The organism is Delftia sp. ZNC0008 (assembly GCF_000799035.1).
Classification (GTDB): domain Bacteria; phylum Pseudomonadota; class Gammaproteobacteria; order Burkholderiales; family Burkholderiaceae_C; genus Comamonas; species Comamonas tsuruhatensis.
In genome coordinates this window covers 1-4,775 of record NZ_JTKZ01000513.1, presented here as the reverse complement: position 1 = coordinate 4,775, position 4,775 = coordinate 1, and the positions used below count along the sequence as shown (strand labels likewise).

The 4,775-nt window shown below is 67.2% G+C and carries 4 protein-coding genes; 1 reads left to right on the top strand and 3 read right to left on the bottom strand.

The genetic code is table 11. From position 1 onward, the window contains the following. Positions 1-177 precede the first annotated feature (177 nt). A complete protein-coding gene (locus L995_RS17360; protein WP_047217496.1) occupies positions 178-711 on the bottom strand; it encodes a DUF2939 domain-containing protein in 534 nt (177 codons plus the stop codon). Positions 712-1,153: 442 nt separating this feature from the next. On the opposite strand from L995_RS17360, the gene L995_RS17355 reads away from it, so the two are divergent. Further along, positions 1,154-2,761 carry a methyl-accepting chemotaxis protein gene (locus tag L995_RS17355; protein ID WP_016447912.1) on the top strand — a complete coding sequence of 536 codons (1,608 nt, stop codon included), beginning with the start codon at positions 1,154-1,156 and terminating at the stop codon, positions 2,759-2,761. A gap of 103 nt (positions 2,762-2,864) precedes the next feature. Here the strand turns inward: L995_RS17355 and L995_RS17350 are convergent, their stop codons facing one another. Both L995_RS17350 and L995_RS17345 read right to left on the bottom strand, forming a co-directional pair. Beyond that, positions 2,865-3,896, bottom strand: a complete 1,032-nt coding sequence (locus tag L995_RS17350; protein WP_047472769.1) for a sensor domain-containing diguanylate cyclase — start codon at positions 3,894-3,896, stop codon at positions 2,865-2,867. Between the two features lie 168 nt (positions 3,897-4,064). Further along, positions 4,065-4,775 (bottom strand): ATP-binding protein (locus L995_RS17345; RefSeq protein WP_047472768.1); only part of this gene is annotated, 711 nt, incomplete at its 5' end.

Below are 4,775 nucleotides of genomic sequence, written 5' to 3'. Positions count from 1 at the left end.
CCGCGTCACGCTGCTGGAGGTGGCCAGCGGCAAGGCCCTGGGAGCGGTCACCGAAGACCAGGGCTGCGACACGCGGCAGGAGGCCGATGCCCGTGCGCTGCGGCTGGGCAAGCGCCATGTGATGAAGGTGCTGCATCAAGGCTGAGGTGCCAGGGTGCTGGCGCCTGCCCGCGCCCCTCAATCCATCTTCACGGCCACCAGCTTCCACCCCATCAGGCCTTCGCGCCTGAAGATAAAGCCGCCCGGCTCGCCGCGCGGGTGCACGAAGACCTTGGACCAGCCCTGGTACTCCACGGAGTAGTCCTTGCGCGGCGGCCCGCCCTGGGTGTCCACGCCCACGCCTGCGGCGGCCACGTCCGTAGGTTTGCCGGGCTTGCCTTTTTCCAGCATGAGCATGACGCCGTCGGGCGAGACCAGCGCCTCGGTGAACTGGCTGACCAGGCCCTGGGCCAGTTGCTGGCCAAAGCCGGCCAGGGGGTTGGAGGCGCTGTCGCCCGAGCCGCCCATCTGGGATTGCAGCCTGGCCATCATCTGGCCCTTGATGCTTTCGCGCAGCGCAGGGAAGTCCACGTAGCCGGACAGGGCCTGGGCGTCGCGGCGCTCCACGGCCTTGCCGATCTGGTGCAGGGCGATATAGGGCGATGCATAGAGCAGTCCGGCCGCAGCCACGCAGAGGGCGGCCAGCGCACCGGCCAGTGTTTTGGGTTTCATGGATCTCTTTCGTGAAAGCGTGCCAGCGGCCACGCGCAAACGCGGATTCTAGGCGGGCCCGTCCGGCGCGAGGCGCCGGCCAGGGACGGCCCCGGGCACAGGCCGTCTCTTCCTGCCGCAGCAATGGGCAGAGAACCCCTATCAGGCCAGGGCGAATACCTGAAAAGCTGGTATTGCCTGCCCCATCAGATTCATACTATAGTTTGTAACAAATAGTTTACAAACCAATACAACATGGATCGCCATTGGCCACGCAGGCCATCGGCAAGCCAGCATCGCCGTTTCCGGGTGCCTGTGAGCCTTTGTGCAGACCGGGCATTTACCGTGAATGAAATCTCATTTTCACGACCGAGTTCTTTTTGCGAGAGATGTGAGCAATCACGGGGCGGCCTGACAACGCGAGTACCCACCAACCATCCGCAATGCATGCAAAGGACGCAGTATGAATAATTTCAAGTTATCGACTCGCCTGACCGCCTTGATTGGTTTTCTCTCACTGCTCATGATCGTGATCGGCGCTTTCGGACTTTATGGAATCAGCGAGTCCAACCGCCGATTCAAGGTGGTCTATGAAGAGCGCCTGGTCGCACTGGGCGATCTGCTGGAAGTGCAGCGCCTGCTGCTGCGCAACCGCAATGCGGTCTCGGGCGCCATTGCCGTGCACCTGCCCGAATACACGCAGCAAAAGCAGCAGGAGATACAGACCAACATCAACGACGTGAACAAGGCCTGGGCCTCGTTCCGCCAGACCCGGATGACCGAGGAAGAGGCGCAGCTGGCCGACCGCTTCGAGGCCGTGCGCGCGCTGTTCCTGCAGGGCTTTCTGAAGCCGGCCCAGCAAGCGCTGCTGTCCGGTGACCTGGAGCTGGCCCGGCAGTTGCTGATCGACAAGGACGAGGCGCTGTACGCGCCGCTGCGTGATGTGATCGTGCAGCTGACCGCGCTGCAGACCCGCGTCGCCAAGGAGGAATACGAGGCCGCGCAATCGCTGTACCAGGTGATTTTTGCGGTGGCCGTGGGCTCCATCATCGGGGGCGTGCTGCTGGGAGTGCTGCTGGGCTGGTCCATCATCCGCAACATGGCGCGGTCGCTGCGACAGGCCATCCATACGGCCGATGCCGTGGCGGCGGGAGACCTGACGCGGCACATCGATGTGCGCGGCAAGGACGAGGTGTCCATGCTGCTGCGCGCCCTGCAGACCATGCAGGAGGGGCTGCGCGGCGTGGTGCGCCAGGTGCACCAGGGATCGGTCAGCGTGGCGGCGGCCAGCGGGCAGATCGCGCAGGCCAACCAGGACCTGTCCTCGCGCACCGAAAGCCAGGCCAGCGCGCTGCAGCAGACGGCAGCCTCCATGGAGCAGCTCAGCTCCACCGTGCGCCAGAACGCCGACAACGCGCAGATGGCCAACCAGCTGGCCCTGGGCGCCTCCACCGTGGCCGAGCAGGGCGGCGAAGTCGTGCGGCAGGTGGTCGACACCATGCGCGGCATCAGCGAATCGAGCCGGCAGATCGCCGACATCATCAACGTGATCGATGGCATTGCCTTCCAGACCAACATCCTGGCGCTGAACGCGGCCGTGGAAGCGGCACGCGCCGGCGAACAGGGCCGGGGCTTTGCCGTGGTGGCCACCGAGGTGCGCGGCCTGGCCAGCCGCAGCGCCGAGGCCGCCAAGCAGATCAAGCAGCTCATCACCGACAGCACCAGCCGCGTGCACAACGGCAGCGCGCTGGCCGACCAGGCCGGCACGACCATGGCCGAGGTGGTGGACGCCATACGCCGCGTGACGGACCTGATGGGCGAGATCAGCGCCGCCAGTTCCGAGCAAAGCTCGGGCGTGGCCCAGATCGGCCAGGCGGTCACGCAGATGGACCAGGCCACCCAGCAGAACTCGGCGCTGGTGGAGGAGATGGCCGCCGCGGCCTCCAGCCTGCGCGGCCAGGCCGGCGACCTGGTGCGCACGGTGGGCGCCTTCAAGCTGGAGGCGGCAAGCGGCCATCAGCATGCCGCCGTGGAGCTGCAGCGCAGGCAGCCCATGCTGGCAGCAGGCTGAGACGGAAAGAAACAAGAGCGAAGAGCGCGCGCGAGAAGCCGCCAGACAGGCCAGAGCAAGGCAGCAACAGGCCCTGGCCGCCGGGCCAGTGCCTGCGGCTGGCTCAATGCAGCGCGGTGCCCCTGGCGCCGCGGCTGCGCGCCATCTTGACGCGGTACATGGCCGCATCGGCCTTTTGCAGCGCGTCGTCGGCGTCAATGGAGTCCGGCCGCAGGCAGACCACGCCCACGCTGGCGCCGCCGTAGTCCAGCGTCTTGCCATCGTGCAGCTCGACCTTCATGACCGAGGCCTCCGACAGGCGCTGCTGCAGGTCGCGCGATACGGCGTCGGCCTCGCTGCCGAACAGCGGGCCCACGCCGATGAAGACGAACTCGTCACCGCCGAAGCGCGCCAGCATGTCGGCGCTGCGCAGATGGGAGGACAGGCGCTCTCCCATGGCGCGCAGCAGTGCGTCGCCGGCCTCGTGGCCGTGCTCGTCGTTCACGTTCTTGAAGCGGTCCAGGTCGATGAAGCCCACCACCACGCATTCCTGGCTGCGTGCGCAACGTGCAATGAGCCGGCCCAGCTCGTCGGTGAGGCAGCGCCGGTTGGGCAGGCCGGTCAGCGGGTCCAGCAAGGCCAGTGCCGCCAGCTCCTGGTTGGCCTTGCTCAGGCTGGTGATGAGCTGCTCGCGCTCCACGCGCTCGGCGATAAGGTTGGCGAACAGGCGCAGCAGGCCCTGGGCCTCGGTGCTCAACGCCTGGGAGGTCTTGCTGGCCGCGCACAGCGTGCCGTAGAGCTGGCCGTCGGAAAAGCGTACCGGGGCGCTGGCGTAGGTGCGAATGCCCAGTTCACGCGCGGCCTCGGAGTCGCCCCAGCAGGCACCGACATCGGGCGTGTACATGCGGCCTTCGTCCAGGGCGCGCTTGCACAGCGTGTCGCCCCAGGGGACGACCAGGCCTTCGGGAATCTGCATCTCGCTCGCGTTGCGCGCGTACAGCACGCGCTGCTGGCCCTGTTCTTCGTTGATGGTGGTGAGATAGGTGGACTCCAGATGCGTACTCTCTTCGAGCATTTGCAGCAGGGGCCGCGTCAACTCTTCCAGAGAATGCGCCTGGGTCACGGACTGGGACAGGCGCTGGACAAGGGACTCCATGAAATACCTCTCGAAATGACGACGGAAGCAGACTGCCCGCGCGCCTGATGAGGGAATGGGAAGGCAGGCGGGCCGGCACCAATTTGGGGATTGTGACCCGGCCAGACGCAGGCGGGAAGCATCCCGGCCGCGCTGCAGGCCGACAAGCCTGCGCGCCACGCGCCGCTGTCAGCAGGCCGACACAGGCGGCCATATCACCTGCACGCGCAGGCCGCCCAGCGTGGGCGAGCGGTCGAGCAGCAGGCGTGCTCCATGCCGCTGGGCAATGGTCTGCACGATGGCCAGGCCCAGTCCGCTGCCCTGCGCCTGCTGGCCCGCAGAAGCCGCTGAAGCCGCTGAAGGCCCACGCACAAAGCGCCGCAGCACCAGTTCGCGCTCGCTTTCGGCAATGCCGGGGCCCGAGTCCTCGACCACCAGCGCGCGGCCCTGTGCATCGCTGCGCCAGCCCACATCGACGCGGCCGCCTTGCGGCACGTACTTGATGGCGTTGTCCAGCAGGTTGCGCACCAGCATCTGCAAGGCCTGTGCGTCGCCCGCCACGGCAAAGGACTGCCGCAGATGCGGGGACTCGCTCAGGCCCATGTCCAGGCCGTGCTGCTGGGCCGCCACGGCCTGGTCCGCCAGGGCCTGCTCCACCACCTCGCGCAAGTCCACGTCCGCAGGTGCGGCCGTGGCAGCGCCGTGCGGCCCCTGCATGCCTTGCGGGCCTGGGGCCGTGCCTTGTACCGTGCCTTGGGCTTCCTGCCGCGCCAATGTCAACAATTGTTCGACGAGCCGTGTGGCCCGGTCTATGCCGGCCGAAAGACGCTGCACGGCCTCGTCATGCGCGGCCGCATCGGGCGCGCGCTGCAAGGCCACCAGTTGCAGCTTGAGCGCGGC

Coding starts and splice junctions, on each gene's coding strand:
- L995_RS17360 (WP_047217496.1), bottom strand. CDS start 711: ATGAAACCCAAAACACTGGCCGGTGCGCTGGCCGCCCTCTGCGTGGCT.
- L995_RS17355 (WP_016447912.1), top strand. CDS start 1,154: ATGAATAATTTCAAGTTATCGACTCGCCTGACCGCCTTGATTGGTTTT.
- L995_RS17350 (WP_047472769.1), bottom strand. CDS start 3,896: ATGGAGTCCCTTGTCCAGCGCCTGTCCCAGTCCGTGACCCAGGCGCAT.